The following is a 13,203-nucleotide window of genomic DNA, read 5'->3' on the forward strand; positions in this document are numbered from 1 at the left end:
GCGCAGCACCTTGTCCCCGCGGGCGCGGTCGTATAGCTGTTCCACCGTTCGGGCGGTGCATGCAAGACCGGGGCTCGCCTTGCGCATCGAACTCCTGCCGTGGGCACAGCCGGCGGCCGTGCCCACGGTAGTGCGTCCCGCTCAGGCGCTCACATAGGCCGCGAGGTGCTCGCCTGTCAGCGTCGAGCGGGCGGCGACGAGCTCGGCGGGGGTGCCCTCGAAGACGATCCGGCCGCCGTCGTGGCCGGCGCCGGGGCCGAGGTCGATGATCCGGTCCGCGTGGGCCATGACCGCCTGGTGGTGCTCGATCACGATCACCGACTTGCCGGAGTCCACCAGCCGGTCGAGCAGACCGAGCAGCTGCTGCACGTCGGCGAGGTGCAGACCCGTGGTCGGCTCGTCGAGGACGTAGACGCCGCCCTTCTTGCCCAGGTGGGTGGCCAGCTTGAGCCGCTGGCGCTCGCCGCCGGAGAGCGTGGTGAGCGGCTGGCCGAGGCTGAGATAGCCCAGTCCCACATCCGCCAGCCGGTGCAGGATGGCGTGGGCGGCCGGGGTACGCGCGTCGCCGGCGCCGAAGAACTCCTCGGCCTCCTCGACCGGCATGGCGAGCACGTCGGCAATGTTGCGCCCGCCCAGGGTGTACTCGAGCACCGCGGCCTGGAACCGCCTGCCCTCGCACTCCTCGCACGTGGTGGCCACCCCGGCCATCATCACCAGGTCGGTGTAGATGACGCCGGCGCCGTTGCAGGCCGGGCAGGCGCCCTCCGAGTTCGCGCTGAACAGCGCCGGCTTCACCCCGTTGGCCTTGGCGAACGCCTTGCGGATCGGGTCCAGCAGGCCGGTGTACGTGGCCGGGTTGCTGCGGCGGGAGCCGCGGATGGCGCCCTGGTCGATCGAGACCACGTCCTCCCGGCCGAGCACCGACCCGGTGATCAGCGAGCTCTTGCCGGAGCCGGCCACCCCGGTCAGCACCGTGAGCACGCCGAGCGGGATGTCGACGTCGACGGACCGCAGGTTGTGGGTGTCGGCGCCGCGCACCTCCAGGGCCCCGGTGGCGGTGCGCACGGTGGTCTTCAGGGCGGCGCGGTCGTCCAGGTGCCGCCCGGTGAGGGTGTCGCCGGCGCGCAGCCCCGCCACGGTGCCCTCGTAGCAGACGGTGCCGCCGGCCGTGCCGGCGCCGGGGCCGAGGTCGACCACGTGATCGGCGATCGCGATGGTCTCCGGCTTGTGCTCCACGACCAGCACGGTGTTGCCCTTGTCCCGCAGCCGCAGCAGGAGCTGGTTCATCCGCTGGATGTCGTGGGGGTGCAGCCCGATGGTCGGCTCGTCGAAGACGTAGGTGACGTCGGTGAGCGAGGAGCCGAGGTGGCGGATCATCTTGGTGCGCTGGGACTCGCCGCCGGAGAGCGTGCCCGAGGACCGGCTGAGCGAGAGGTAGCCGAGCCCGATCTCCACGAACGAGTCGAGGGTCTCGCCGAGTGCGGTGAGCAGCGGCGCCACGGACGGCTCGTCCAGGGCGCGCACCCACGCGGCGAGGTCGCTGATCTGCATCGCGCAGGCGTCGGCGATGCTGATCCCGCGGATTGTGGAGGAGCGGGCGGCCGCGCTGAGCCGGGTGCCGCCGCACTCGGGGCACGCGGTGAACGTCACGGCCCGCTCCACGAAGGCCCGGATGTGCGGCTGGAGCGCGGCCACGTCCTTGGACAGGAAGGACTTCTGCATCCGGGGGATCAGCCCCTCGTAGGTCAGGTTGATGTTGTCGACCTTGATCTTGGTCGGCTCCCGGTGGAGCAGGTCGTGCAGCTCGGTCTCGGTGTAGTCGCGGATCGGCTTGTCCGGGTCCAGGAACCCGGAGCCGCCGTAGATCCGGCCGTACCAGCCGTCCGCGCTGTAGCCGGGGATCGTCAGCGCGCCCTCGTTGAGGGACTTGGAGGCGTCGTAGAGCTGGGTCAGGTCGAAGTCGTTGACCTGACCCATGCCCTCGCAGCGCGGGCACATGCCGCCGGTGATGGAGAAGCTGCGCCGCTCCTTGACGGTCTTCCCGCCGCGCTCCATGGTCACCGCACCGGCGCCGCTGATCGAGGCGACGTTGAAGGAGAACGCCTTGGCCGTGCCGATGTGGGGCTTGCCGAGCCGGCTGAAGAGGATCCGCAGCATCGCGTCGGCGTCGGTGGCGGTGCCCACGGTGGAGCGGACGTTGGCGCCCATCCGCTCCTGGTCCACGATGATCGCGGTGGTGAGGCCGTCGAGGACGTCGACGTCGGGCCGTGCCTGGGTGGGCATGAAGCCCTGTACGAAGGTGCTGTAGGTCTCGTTGATCAGCCGCTGCGACTCCGCGGCGATCGTGCCGAACACCAGCGAGCTCTTGCCGGAGCCGGAGATCCCGGTGAACACGGTGAGCCGGCGCTTGGGGAGCTCCACGCTGATGTCCCGGAGGTTGTTCTCGCGCGCACCCTGGACGCGGATCAGGTCGTGGCTGTCAGCCACGTGCGGCGCGGGGGAGTGCGGGTCCTGGCTCGGGGGTGTGCTCATCGTGTCTCCATCCCTGGGGGCGCCTGCGCCGGGATTCCCGACGACGTGGCCCGGTTCGATCCGACCGCCTCCGAGCTTACGTCCGTCCAGCCGGCCGCTCGCGGATTCAGCGCCGCCGGCAGCAGAGCCGCTCAGGGCAGAGCCGCGCACAGCAGAAACGGGTTCCGCTCGAGGGAGCCCGGGTCCACGCTGGACCCATGAACACCACCACCGCACCACCCAGGACCCCGATCGACGACGAGCTCGCCTCCCGGCTGCTGGAGCAGCGCATCATCGTGCTGGGCGCCGAGCTGGACCAGGCCACCGGCAACCGGCTGTGCACGCAGCTGCTGCTGCTCTCCGCCCAGGACCCCAGGCGGGACATCAGCCTCTGGATCAACTCCCCGGGCGGCTCCGTCCCGGCCATGCTCGCGATCATGGACGTCATGCGGATCATCCCCAACGACGTGTCCACCCTGGCCATGGGCCTGGCCTGCAGCGCCGGGCAGTTCCTGCTCTCGGCGGGCACCCCGGGCAAGCGCAGCGCCCTGCCGCACGCCCGGATCCTGCTGCACCAGGGCTCGGCCGGGATCGGCGGCACGGCCGTGGACATCGCCATCCAGGCCGAGGACCTGCGCCACACCCGGGACACCGTGCTCGGGCTCATCGCCGAGCACACCGGTCAGCCGCTCGAGCGGATCGTGGCCGACTCCCAGCGGGACCGCTGGTTCGCCGCCGAGGAGGCCCTCGCCTACGGCTTCGTGGACCGGGTCATCGCCGGGCTCGACGACGTGCGGCCCCGCTCCGCCACCACGGCCGCCGCGAGGGTGGGGTCATGAGCGGCTACGCCGTGCCCTACGTCGTCGAACGCACGCCGAACGGCGAGCGCAGCATGGACGTCTTCAGCCGGCTGCTGGTGGAGCGGATCGTCTACCTCGGCACCGAGATCGACGACGGGGTCGCCAACGTCCTGATCGCCCAGCTGCTCTACCTGGACTCCTACGGGTCCGATCAGCCGATCGGCTTCTACATCAACTCCCCGGGCGGTTCCACCACGGCGATGCTCGCGGTCTACGACGCCATACAGCACGTGGGCGCGCCCGTGGAGACCACCTGTGTGGGCCAGGCGGCCTCGGCCGCGGCGGTGCTGCTGGCCGCCGGCGCCCCGGGGCGCCGCTCGGTGCTGCCCCACGCCCGGGTGGTGCTGCACCAGCCGGCCGCGCAGGGCCAGGGCACCATCCCGGACCTCATCCTCGAGGCCGAGGAGATCGCCCGCACCCGGGAGCAGCTGGAGCAGGTGCTCGCCCGGCACACCGGGCGCAGCGCTCAACAGATCCGGGAGGACACCGACCGGGACCTCGTGCTCACCGCTGAGGAAGCGGTGGCCTACGGGGTGGCCGACCGGGTCGTGACCCCGCGGGAGGCCCGGGCCCGGTGAGACCGGGGGGACCGGGGTGAGCGCTCAGACGGCCAGGGCCACCGGCCCGGCCAGGCAGACCGGACCGCCCCGGACGGCACGGGCGGCCGGGGCGCTGTCGAGCAGCACCCCGGTGGTCCCCTCGGTGAGATCAACGAGATTCAGTCCCAGGGCGCCGACCACCGCGGCGATGATCTCCGACGAGGGGTCCTTCACCCCGCGCTCGATCTCGGAGAGGTACTGCGTGGAGACCCCGGAGACGCGGGCCACCTGCGCCAGCGTCAGCCCCTGCGCCAGGCGGTGGCGGCGCAGGAACATCCCCAGCACGGACCGCCACAGCGGGTCCACGGGCGCTCGCGGGGCGGCACGCTCCTGCGGCGCGGGTGACGGGAGGTAAGCCGGCGACGAAACGGGTGTGGGGCGGACCACGCTGCTCATGGGCTCATGGTAGATCCGCCCCGGGCCGAGAGCGCCGCCGCTCTGCTGTGAGCAGACGACGCCGTGGATGTCAGGTCGGAGAGCACGCAACTTCTTGACCGGCAACCAAGAGGTTGCCTAATCTGGTGGCGTGGACATCGTGTTCCAGGCCCTGGCCCATCCCGCGCGGAGGATCCTCCTCGAGGAGCTCGCCGCGCGGAATGACCAGAGCCTCTTCGAGCTCACCGTGCGGCTCATCAACGACCACGGCCTGGCCATGACCCGGCAGGCCGTGACCAAGCACCTGGCCGTGCTGCGCGAGGCCGGCCTGGTGACCTCCACCGTTCAGGGGCGCACCACGGTGCACCACCTGGACACCTCCCCGCTCACCGACGCGCGGCAGTGGATGGACTCCCTGCCGCCCCCGCCGAAGGACACGCCGTGATCATCACCTACGCCTCCGTCTTCGTGGACGACCAGCAGAAGGCCCTGGAGTTCTACACCGACAAGCTCGGCTTCCAGCTCAAGGTCGACGTGCCGACCGGCCCCTACAGGTGGCTGACCGTCGTCTCGCCGCAGGCCCCGGACGGGGTTCAGCTGCTGCTGGAGCCCTCCGAGCACCCGGCCGTCCACCCGTTCAAGGACGCCCTGGTGGCCGACGGCATCCCGTTCAACAGCTTCGGGGTGGAGGACGTGCAAGCCGAGTACGAGCGGCTCACCGGGCTGGGCGTGCGCTTCGTGCAGGAGCCGACCGTGATGGGCCCGGTCACCACCGCGGTGCTCGATGACACCTGCGGCAACTTGATCCAGATCGCCCACCTGAACGACCCGGAGGCGGCCGGGCAGTAGGCGCGGCGCAGTCCGCACAACGCCGAAGGGGCGCCTCCCGCAGGAGGCGCCCCTTCGGCGTACGAGCCGGCGTTCGGCCGGGGTCAGTGCCCCGTCGACGTGGACCCGGTGGAGGAACCGGACCGGCCCCAGGCCTCGAGCCCGAAGGTCTCGTGCTCGGCAGAGCCCGGGACATCCGGCTGATCGGCGCTCGTCGGCGCGGGCGCCGCGTCCTCGGCCGCAGGAGCCGTGGGCTCCTGCTGCGCCCGCGGCGTGACAGGAGGCTGGGCCGCGGCCGGCTCAGGTCGCAGCTCGGTGCCCCACGGCTGGTGCTTGCCGACCGGTGCGGGGACGACCGGCTGGGCGCCGGTCTTCGGCGCCGCCTTCTCGTCCGAGTTCGCGTAGTAAGACTTACCGTAATATCCATAGTATCCAGCGTCCGCGCCGGTGGTGGGCACCCGGTTGAGCACCACGCCGAGGACGTTGCCGCGGACCTGGTGCAGGTTCTCCAGGGCCTTGCCCAGCTCGTCCGTGGTGGTCCGTTGCGCGGTGGCCACGATGAGCGCGCCGTCGGCGGAGGCCGTAAGCAGCGCGGCGTCGGTGACCGGCAGCAGCGGGGGAGCGTCCACCAGGACCAGGGCGTCCTCGGCGAGGGTCTCGAGCATGTTGTGCATGGCCTTCGAGGACAGCAGCTCCGTGGGGTTCGGCGCGGTCTTCCCGGCGCCGAGCACCTGCAGGTTTGGGAACGTGTCGTAGGTCTGGAGGACCTCCTCCACCTGGACCTGTCCGGTCAGCACGTCGGTGACGCCCACGCCGGCCACGAGGCCGAAGAGATCGGTCATCACCGGGCGGCGGAGGTCGCCGTCCACGACGACGACGTTGCGCCCCGTCGAGGCGATGGCCACCGCCAGGTTCGCCGTGATCGAGGACTTGCCCTCACCCGGCAACGACGAGGTGACCACGATCAGCTTCGGCGGGTTGTCCACCGAGACGAAGCTGAGGTTGGTGCGCAGCTCGCGCAGCGCCTCGGCGAACTCGTGGTGGCCTCGGCCGGCGGAGATGCCGGTCTCGACGATCGCGCGGTGGTCGGACAGCCGGTCGTCGGTGGGGATGACACCCAGGACCGAGACGCCGAAGCCGTCGCGGATCTCCTCGACCGACTTGATGCGGCGGTCCATCTTGTACCGGGCGAAGGCGTAGAGCAGACCCAGTCCGAGACCGCCCACGAAGCCGAGGGCCAGGTTGAGCTTCAGGTTCGGCGAGGACGGCGCCAACGGCAGGGAGGCGTTGCTCAGCGGCTGGACGGCCACGCGGTTGATCGCGTCCTCGTCGCCCTGGCTCTCGAGCTCCTGCACCTGACCGGCCAGTGCCACGACCCAGGCGTTGGCCAGGTCGGCCGCCTCCGTCGGGTCCTCGGCGTCGGCGGTGATGCGCAGCTCCGGGGTGTCCACGGGGACGTCCGTGGTGATGCGGGGCAGCACCTCTTCCGGCGTGGCGTCCAGATCGAGCTCGTCGATCACCGACTCGGCGACCGGCCGGGACGTGGCCAGGGACTCGTAGGACACCGCCTTGGACTGCGCCAGGTTGTTGCCAGCCAGGGCGCTGGCCAGGTCCTGCTCGCCGGTGGCGACGACCAGGCCGGACGCGGTGGCCGAGTAGATCTTCGGCTGGATCAGCGTCCAGCCCAGAGCCAGCAGAGTGCACAGCAGCGTGATCAGCGTGATGGCCCGCCAGTGCGTGCGCACGAGCCGGAGGAGATCCCGTGCATCGAGAGCGGGGGCTTCCCGCTCTGCGTCAAGGTGCTCCATGGTTCTCCTCGGGATCGGCTCGGGGGTGGGGGGATGGGTAGAAGTCACTCGCGGATGCCGTCCTGGTGTTCGCGGAACCAGTCGACGGTGGACCGGAGCCCCTCGCGCAAGGGGATGCGGGCGGTCCAGCCGGCGTCGGCGAGCTTGGTGACGTCCATGAGCTTGCGGGGGGTGCCGTCGGGCTTCGACGTGTCCCACTCGATGCGGCCTTCGTAGCCCACGGCCTCGGCGACGAGTCCGGCGAGTTCCTTGATGGTGACGTCGGTGCCGGTGCCCACGTTGACGTGCTCGGTCCCGTCGTAGTGCTCGAGCAGGTGCAGGCAGGCCTCTGCCATGTCGTCGACGTGCAGGAACTCGCGCAACGGGGACCCGGTGCCCCAGTTGGTCACCGACTCCGCACCACTGATGCGGGCTTCTTCGTAGCGGCGGATCATCGCCGGGAGGACGTGGGAGCCGGTGGGGGAGAAGTTGTCCCCGGGTCCGTAGAGGTTGGTGGGCATCGCAGAGATCCAGGGCAGCCCGTACTGGCGGCGCACGGCCTGGATCTGGAGGATCCCGGCGATCTTGGCGATCGCGTAGGCGTCGTTGGTGGGCTCCAGGTGCCCGGTGAGCAGGTACTCCTCCTTCAGCGGCTGCGGGGCCAGCTTCGGGTAGATGCAGGAGGACCCGAGGAACAGGACCCGTTCCACCCCGTGTTCCAGGGCGGCGTCGAGGACGTTGACCTGGATCCGCAGGTTCTCCGAGAGGAAGTCCACGGGGTAGGTGTTGTTGGCGAGGATCCCGCCGACCTTCGCCGCGGCCAGCACCACGTATCGGGGCTTGGTCTCGGCGAAGAACGCGAAGACGGCGTCGCGGTCCTTCAGATCCAGCTCGGCCGAGGTGCGGCCGATGAGGTCGGTGAACCCCTCGGCCTGGAGCCGGCGCCAGATGGCGGAGCCGACCAGGCCGCGGTGCCCGGCGACGTAGAACGGGGCGGTGCGATCCAGCGGGCCGGGGGTGAACGAAGCGGTCGCGTTGGCGGTCTTCTCGGTGGTGTCTGCCGTCATGGTGGGGCCCTCCGTCACTTGGCCCAGGAGGCGAGGTCGACGGTGTCGATCCAGGCGTCGTTCTCGAGCAGGGCGATGTCGGCGTCGACCATGAGGCGGGCGAGTTCGGGGGCCTTGACGGTGGCTTCCCAGCCGAGCTTGTCCTTGGCCTTGGCGGGATCCCCGATGAGGGCGTCGACCTCCGTGGGGCGCAGGTAGCGCTCGTCGAACTCGACGTGCTCGCGCCAGTCCAACCCGGCGTGGTCGAAGGAGATCTCCAGGAACTCCCGCACCGTGCACGGGTGGCCGGTGGCCAGGACGAAGTCCTCGGGCTCGTCGGCCTGGAGCATCCGCCACATGCCCTCGACGTACTCGGCGGCGTAGCCCCAGTCGCGGATGGCCTGCAGGTTGCCCATGTAGAGCTTCTCCTGCTGCCCGGCCTTGATCGCGGCCACGGCCCGGGTGATCTTGCGGGTCACGAAGGTCTCCCCGCGGCGGGGGGACTCGTGGTTGAAGAGGATCCCGTTGACCGCGTACATGTCGTAGGCCTCGCGGTAGTTCCTGGTGATCCAGTAGGAGTAGATCTTCGCCGCCCCATACGGGGAACGCGGGTAGAAGGGGGTGTCCTCGTGCTGCGGGGGCGGGGTGGCGCCGTAGAGCTCAGAGGTAGAGGCCTGGTAGTAGCGGGCGTCCACGTTGGCCAGGCGCATCGCCTCGAGCAGACGCACGGTGCCCAGGCCGGTGGTGTCCCCGGTGTGCTCGGGCTCCTCGAAGGAGACCTTCACGTGGGACTGGGCGGCGAGGTTGTAGACCTCGTCGGGGCGAATCTGCGCCATCAGCGTCACCAGACGGGACCCGTCCGAGAGATCCCCGTAGTGCAGGAACAGCTTGGCGTCCGATTCGTGCGGGTCGGAGTAGAGGTGGTCGATGCGGTGGGTGTTGAAGGTCGAGGCGCGACGGATCAGGCCGTGGACCTCGTAGCCCTTGGCGAGCAACAGCTCCGCCAGGTAGGAGCCGTCCTGACCGGTGATGCCCGTGATAAAGGCCTTCTTGGGGGTGGCGTGCATGATCGTCCTTCGGGGGGATAAGCCGTGGGCCGTTGAGGGGACAGCTTTATGCTAGTGAATGAATGGGCGAAGCCCGTGATCAGCGCCGGACATGTTGCGTCAAAGATCGGAGCACATCGTCCCATCGACGCATCGCGGCGTCCGCGGAGAGGTGTTCCGCGGCGTACGCCGGGCCGTTGCCGCCGAGAGCCGCCGCGGCCACGCGGTCGGTGCCGAGTTCCTCGGCCGCGCGGAGCAGTCCGGCGGGATCTCCCGACGGAATGACCCGACCGGCCCCCGAGGACTCCACCTCGCCGGCGGAGGAACTCTCGTCGTCCACCGCAGCCAGGACAGGTCGCCCGGTGACGAAATAGGACGTCAGCTTGCTGGGCACGCACATCTCCCGGAGAGCCGGCTTCTCGTTCACAAGGAGCACGTCCGCAGCGGCCAGCGTCGCCGTGTACTCGTCGTCGGGCAGGGGGTCAACGAACTGCAGTCGCTCGATTCCTGCGGCCAGTTCCTTCAGCCGGTCCAACTGGTTGCCGGCGCCCAGCAGGACGAAGCGGACGCGGGACCAGGTCTGGTCCGCCAGCCGGGCGGCCTCCACCACGTTCTCGAGGTACTGCTTCACGCCCATGTTGCCGGCGTGGAGCACGACGACATCGTCCTCCGTCCAGCCCCGGCGGGCGCGGACGGCGGCTACGTCGATGTGGTTCTGCGGGGCGATGTGAGACCAATTTCGGTGGATCAAGGCGCGGTCCGAGGGGACACCGAGCTCATCGACGGCGTGCCGGCGGAACCGGTCGTGGATGACGATCGTCCGATCCATGGCACGCAGGATCGAACTCTCAGCTCGTTGCATCAGCGGGGCCAGTCCAGCGGCCGAGGTGTGCACCTCCTCGAGCCCGCGGGAATAGAGGTCCTGCACCCAGATCGCCGTACCGGCACGAGAGCGCGAGAGCTTGGCCCGCAGGGCGCCCACTGCGGAGGAGAACAGCCCGGGCGAGACGAACAGGACCACATCGGGCTTTCCCCAATCAGCCAGCGCCGACCGGAGACCGAAGTGCAGCTCCATCAGCATCCGGTTCATCAGTCGGGGCTCGGGGGGGACATAGTGGCGCAGTCGCAGGACGTGGACGCCTTCGTGATCCTCTTCGAGTTTGCGGCCGTCGTAGCCGTCGTACACCCGCCACTGGGGGTAGCTCGGATAGCCCGTGATGACCTTGACCTGCCATCCGAGGGTTGTCATGCCTTTGGCGAGGGCTGCTGCGTACGGAGCGATGCCGCTGGACTCGGGAGCGTAGTTGATGCCGATAATCGTCAAACGAGGGGGCATAGGAGGCTTTCGTCACACTGGGAGCAACGCCGAGGCGAATCAGCGGCGCACCGGAGGGGATGGGGTATAAATCAGACGATACATGTGAGCGCATTCAGCTCTGGGACGACGCCCCACGTCGGCCCGTGGTTCAGCTCACATGACCTCCCCGCCCCCCACAAGCAGAGGTATTCATGGCCACCGGCGCTGGACGCAGCCCTGCCGATTCCGACGTTCCTGTCATCGACCTCTCCCAGGCGCCAGGCGAAGGCGAGGCCTGGAACCGCCCGAAATGGATGATTTACCTGTGGTCGGCCACGGAACTGGTCCTCGTCACCAACCCGTGGCAAATCAGTTCCGGCCTCAGAACCAAGGCCCTCCGAGCTTTCGGCGCCAAGATCGGTGACGGCGTCATCATCCGCCCCCGGACTCGCATCAAGTTCCCCTGGAACTTGGAAATCGGCGACCGCTCCTGGATCGGCGAGGGCGTATGGATCCACAATCAGGACCAGGTCACCATTGGTCACGACGCGGTCGTGTCGCAGGAAACTCTGATCACCACCGGTAGCCATGCCCACCGGAAGGATATGGGTCTCATCACCCGTCCGGTCACCATTGACGACGGCGCTTGGGTCACTTCGCGCTGCGTGGTAACGGGGGGTGTGACGGTGGGACGTTCGGCGATGGTGCAGCCCCTAACGCTGGTCAACCAAAACGTCGACCCCAACGTCATCATCGGTCCTCCTGCGGTGGAGTCCAAGGGGCGGCGCTTCGATAGTTCGCCGGTGCGACTTGAAGCGGGGCGGTAGTCATGTTCCGTATACCCGTCACCGCCATGGTTCTAACTAAAAATGAAGAAGCCGGCCTCGCCCGATGCTTGAAACAACTGCAGGACTTCGCCGAAGTGGTGGTCGTGGACTCCCACAGCGAGGACCGTACCGTGGACATCGCACGGGATCATGGCGCAACTGTAGTCGAATTTACATGGAATGGTCGGTACCCCAAGAAGAAGCAGTGGATGCTCGAGAACGTTCCAGCCCGGCATGACTGGGTGCTCTACATCGACGCGGATGAGACACCAACCTCGGACCTCGTCGAGGAGATTCGAGTCTTGTTCCTTGGCAGCGATCGTCCCGAAGCTGCCTTCGACATACCGCTGGACTATGTCTTTGCGGGCAAGGTCCTGCGGCACGGGCACACTGTTGTGAAACGCGCCCTGGTGCATCGCACTAGAGTCCATTTCCCTGAGGTCGGCGATCTCGACGCACCCGGGATCGGGGAAGTTGAGGGCCATTACCAGCCCAAGCCCACAACGCCCGATGGCATAACAAGAAAGTTGCAGGGGCGCCTCCGGCACGAAGACCACGACCCCATCCGCACGTGGTTCGACCGTCACAACAAATACTCGGACTGGGAGGCGCATCTGCGCATTCGGCCCGCGACTCGGCTGCGGACACGTCAGGCGCGAAGCATCCAGGGTCAAGTCTTCGAGCGGGTGCCGTTCAAGCCAGCCGCCTTTTTCCTCTACTCCTACATCTTGCGCCGGGGCTTTGCGGACGGCCGGGCTGGCTTCGACTATGCTCTCGCGCTCAGCATGTACTACTGGCAGATCGACCTGAAGGTCCGTGAGCTCAAAGGCTGGCAGCGATGAGGATCGCGCAGTTCGTCAATACACTGGCCGTTGCGGACGGAGGCCCCGCCCGAAACGCTTTTGAACTCAACATCACACTCAACCAGCTACCCGGTGTCCAGGCCGATTTGTACAGCGTGCGGGGCGGGCTGGAGAAGTCAGTAGTGGAGAGCTATTCCGGGGAAAGCGGGCCACTGCCTGTTCCGGGACCTCGGTGGCTGGCGGCGCGAAGCATCCCGGAAAATCGGCAGATCGGCATGAAGCGACTGAGTCAGTCACTACACAGTGTGGACGTGGCCGTTATCCACGGTTACTTCTTGCCCTGGCTGCTCCCTGTGACGTTGATGCTGCAGAGCATGAACATCCCATACGTCATCACGCCGCACGGAGCCCTCACGAAACGACAGCAGCAGTTTTCGCGAGAAAAAAAGGCCGTCTTCGACAGTCTCGTAGGAGCACGAACAGTGAGGAGATCGCTCGGCTTCGTCACGGGCTCTCCGATCGAGCGCATCGAATTGCAAGAGAAATTCCCAGGTGCGAACGTGCAGGTCGGTGGTGTCGGGACCACGTTGCCCGCGTCATTAGCCCCTCCGCTTGCCTGGAATGAACCGGTGGAATTGCTGTCTCTATCACGTATAGCACCTAAAAAGCGGATCGACATCTCGATCGACGCTGTTGCCGAGTTGGTGAAACGGGGCGTCAATGCGCGGCTCACCGTGGCTGGGGAGGGGCCGCGTGAGCTCGTCGATAGCATGCGGGAAGTCGCCGACCGCCTGGGTGTTACGGACCACGTCGAGTTCGTCGGAGAGGTCACGGGTGCCGGCAAAACCGCTACGTATCGGAGGGCTGACGTGTTCCTGCTACCGAGCGACGACGAGAACTTCGGTATCGGCTTGGCCGAATCGCTTGCCCACGGGGTGCCTGCGGTCACGACCACTGCCGTCGCGGCCGCCCGCTTTATGACGACGTCGTCAGGCCGGGTGTTGACGCGGCCCTCGGGGGCCGACGTGGCCCGCGCAGTCCAAGAGATCCTAAGTGGGGATCGTAGAAAGTACGCTGAGTGCGCGCTCGAGTGCGCGCAGGCTAACTTCGCTTGGCCAGCAGTCGGCTACCGATGGATAACCGCACTTGAGTCCATGCTCGTGCAAGCGGCCCCGATGTCGTCGCGGACTAGGTCCCCAGGACTCTCGTGAAGACGTCTCGACC

13 protein-coding genes are annotated in these 13,203 nt (G+C 68.2%); 7 read left to right on the forward strand and 6 right to left on the reverse strand.

The window, feature by feature from the left end; genetic code table 11:
- Positions 1-141 precede the first annotated feature (141 nt).
- A complete protein-coding gene (locus E7Z53_RS14835; protein ID WP_176338078.1) occupies positions 142-2,532 on the reverse strand; it encodes an ATP-binding cassette domain-containing protein in 2,391 nt (796 codons plus the stop codon).
- Between the two features lie 197 nt (positions 2,533-2,729).
- Between E7Z53_RS14835 and E7Z53_RS14840 the strand changes: the two genes are divergently transcribed.
- Positions 2,730-3,350, forward strand: coding sequence for a ClpP family protease (locus E7Z53_RS14840; protein WP_176338079.1), 621 nt, complete (start codon positions 2,730-2,732; stop codon positions 3,348-3,350).
- Positions 3,347-3,949, forward strand: a complete 603-nt coding sequence (locus E7Z53_RS14845) for a ClpP family protease (RefSeq protein WP_176338080.1) — start codon at positions 3,347-3,349, stop codon at positions 3,947-3,949. Before E7Z53_RS14840 ends, E7Z53_RS14845 begins: the two co-directional genes overlap by 4 nt.
- A 24-nt stretch (positions 3,950-3,973) precedes the next feature.
- On the opposite strand, the gene E7Z53_RS14850 is transcribed toward E7Z53_RS14845, so the two are convergent.
- Positions 3,974-4,366 carry a helix-turn-helix domain-containing protein gene (locus tag E7Z53_RS14850; protein WP_255219605.1) on the reverse strand — a complete coding sequence of 131 codons (393 nt, stop codon included), beginning with the start codon at positions 4,364-4,366 and terminating at the stop codon, positions 3,974-3,976.
- Between the two features lie 130 nt (positions 4,367-4,496).
- On the opposite strand from E7Z53_RS14850, the gene E7Z53_RS14855 reads away from it, so the two are divergent.
- Both E7Z53_RS14855 and E7Z53_RS14860 read left to right on the forward strand, forming a co-directional pair.
- On the forward strand, positions 4,497-4,790 hold the full coding sequence (locus tag E7Z53_RS14855) for an ArsR/SmtB family transcription factor (RefSeq protein ID WP_035926607.1): 294 nt from the start codon (positions 4,497-4,499) through the stop codon (positions 4,788-4,790).
- Positions 4,787-5,194, forward strand: a complete 408-nt coding sequence (locus E7Z53_RS14860; protein WP_176338081.1) for a VOC family protein — start codon at positions 4,787-4,789, stop codon at positions 5,192-5,194. The genes E7Z53_RS14855 and E7Z53_RS14860 overlap by 4 nt, the downstream gene beginning before the upstream one ends.
- An 83-nt stretch (positions 5,195-5,277) precedes the next feature.
- Here the strand turns inward: E7Z53_RS14860 and E7Z53_RS14865 are convergent, their stop codons facing one another.
- The 4 genes from E7Z53_RS14865 to E7Z53_RS14880 all read right to left on the reverse strand — a co-directional run bounded on the left by E7Z53_RS14865 (position 5,278) and on the right by E7Z53_RS14880 (position 10,376).
- Positions 5,278-6,981, reverse strand: coding sequence for a polysaccharide biosynthesis tyrosine autokinase (locus E7Z53_RS14865; protein ID WP_176338082.1), 1,704 nt, complete (start codon positions 6,979-6,981; stop codon positions 5,278-5,280).
- Positions 6,982-7,025: 44 nt separating this feature from the next.
- Positions 7,026-8,027, reverse strand: a complete 1,002-nt coding sequence (locus E7Z53_RS14870) for a GDP-L-fucose synthase family protein (RefSeq protein ID WP_255219606.1) — start codon at positions 8,025-8,027, stop codon at positions 7,026-7,028.
- A gap of 14 nt (positions 8,028-8,041) precedes the next feature.
- Positions 8,042-9,073, reverse strand: coding sequence for a GDP-mannose 4,6-dehydratase (gene gmd, locus E7Z53_RS14875; RefSeq protein WP_176338083.1), 1,032 nt, complete (start codon positions 9,071-9,073; stop codon positions 8,042-8,044).
- A gap of 79 nt (positions 9,074-9,152) precedes the next feature.
- Positions 9,153-10,376, reverse strand: a complete 1,224-nt coding sequence (locus E7Z53_RS14880; protein WP_176338084.1) for a glycosyltransferase — start codon at positions 10,374-10,376, stop codon at positions 9,153-9,155.
- A 185-nt stretch (positions 10,377-10,561) separates the two neighbouring features.
- On the opposite strand from E7Z53_RS14880, the gene E7Z53_RS14885 reads away from it, so the two are divergent.
- From E7Z53_RS14885 to E7Z53_RS14895, 3 genes are read left to right on the forward strand one after another with little or no spacing between them, the layout of a single operon-like run.
- Positions 10,562-11,176 (forward strand): acetyltransferase, encoded by a 615-nt coding sequence (locus E7Z53_RS14885; RefSeq protein ID WP_255219607.1) that lies wholly within the window; start codon positions 10,562-10,564, stop codon positions 11,174-11,176.
- 2 nt (positions 11,177-11,178) lie between these two features.
- Positions 11,179-12,018, forward strand: a complete 840-nt coding sequence (locus E7Z53_RS14890; protein WP_176338085.1) for a glycosyltransferase family 2 protein — start codon at positions 11,179-11,181, stop codon at positions 12,016-12,018.
- Complete coding sequence (locus E7Z53_RS14895; RefSeq protein ID WP_176338086.1) at positions 12,015-13,190, forward strand: glycosyltransferase; 1,176 nt, start codon at positions 12,015-12,017, stop codon at positions 13,188-13,190. The genes E7Z53_RS14890 and E7Z53_RS14895 overlap by 4 nt, the downstream gene beginning before the upstream one ends.
- The last annotated feature ends 13 nt before the right edge of the window (positions 13,191-13,203 follow it).

The sequence above is a fragment of the Kocuria salina genome, from assembly GCF_013368965.1.
GTDB lineage: Bacteria > Actinomycetota > Actinomycetes > Actinomycetales > Micrococcaceae > Kocuria > Kocuria rosea.